Origin of the sequence: Gracilibacillus alcaliphilus (genome assembly GCF_016909015.1) — a bacterium.
Taxonomy (GTDB): domain Bacteria; phylum Bacillota; class Bacilli; order Bacillales; family Amphibacillaceae; genus Gracilibacillus; species Gracilibacillus alcaliphilus.
Genome location: NZ_JAFBFA010000084.1, coordinates 1 through 1,252, shown reverse-complemented (window position 1 = coordinate 1,252; position 1,252 = coordinate 1). Strand labels below are relative to the sequence as shown.

General features: G+C 48.6%; 1 protein-coding gene. It reads left to right on the top strand.

Features of this window, described 5'->3' with window-relative positions:
• Nucleotides 1-1,252: alpha-xylosidase (gene yicI / locus JOD18_RS24090; RefSeq protein ID WP_204672025.1), on the top strand; the 1,252-nt coding region annotated here is incomplete at both ends.

The window sequence follows — 1,252 nt, the reverse complement described above, 5'->3', positions numbered from 1 at the left end:
TGACCATCGATAAACAGGCATTCGGACTTACCTTCACACGGGAAGGGGAAGTTGTGACTAAGATGGATGGCAAAGGGATTGCTTGGATTGATGGACCGGGAGACCAAACCTATATGCGTGGCCAGCTCGGTTTGGGGGTAGGCGAGAACTTGTATGGTCTGGGTGAGCGATTTACCCCGTTTATCAAAAACGGCCAGACGGTGGAATGCTGGAATGAGGATGGCGGCACCAGCTCGGAACAATCATATAAAAATATCCCCTTTTATGTCAGCAGTCAAGGGTATGGAGTGTTTGTCAATCATCCGGAACACGTCAGTTTTGAACTGGGATCCGAAACGGTAGCACGTTCCCAGTTTAGTGTCGAGGGCGAGGTTTTGGATTATTATGTCATCCACGGACCAACACCGAAAGAAGTGATCTCTCGCTACACTGATTTAACAGGTAAGCCATCACTTCCGCCAGCTTGGAGCTTTGGTTTATGGTTGTCGACCTCGTTTACCACAGATTATAATGAGGAAACAGTCAGCCATTTTGTCGATGGCATGGCCGAACGCGGGATACCGTTAAGTGTCTTTCACTTTGACTGCTTTTGGATGAAGGAATTTGAGTGGTGTAATTTCCTTTGGGACCGCCGTCATTTTCCAGATCCAGCAGGGATGCTGCAGCGCTTAAAACAGAAGGGACTGCAAATCTGTGTCTGGATTAATCCATATATCGGCCAAAAATCGCCGCTATTTCAAGAAGGCAAAGCCAAAGGCTATCTCCTGACTCGGCCCAATGGAGCAGTATGGCAATGGGATTTATGGCAGCCGGGGATGGGGATTGTCGATTTTACCAATCCGGAGGCATGCACCTGGTATCAACAGCATTTAAAACAGCTGTTAGAGATGGGTGTCGATTGTTTTAAAACCGATTTCGGTGAGCGGATTCCGACGGATGTTGTCTATCATGACGGTTCTGACCCGCAGAAAATGCATAATTATTATGCCTATTTGTATAATCAGGTGGTCTTTGACCTCTTACAACAGGAAAAAGGGGAACAAGAAGCCGTTGTCTTTGCGCGGGCAGCGACTGCCGGCAGTCAGGCTTTCCCGGTGCATTGGGGAGGCGACTGTGACTCGACCTATGAAGCCATGGCGGAAAGTCTGCGTGGCGGTTTATCGTTAACTACTTCTGGTTTTGGCTATTGGAGCCATGATATCGGCGGTTTTGAAAATACGGCCACCCCGGATGTATTTAAGCGCTGGACGGC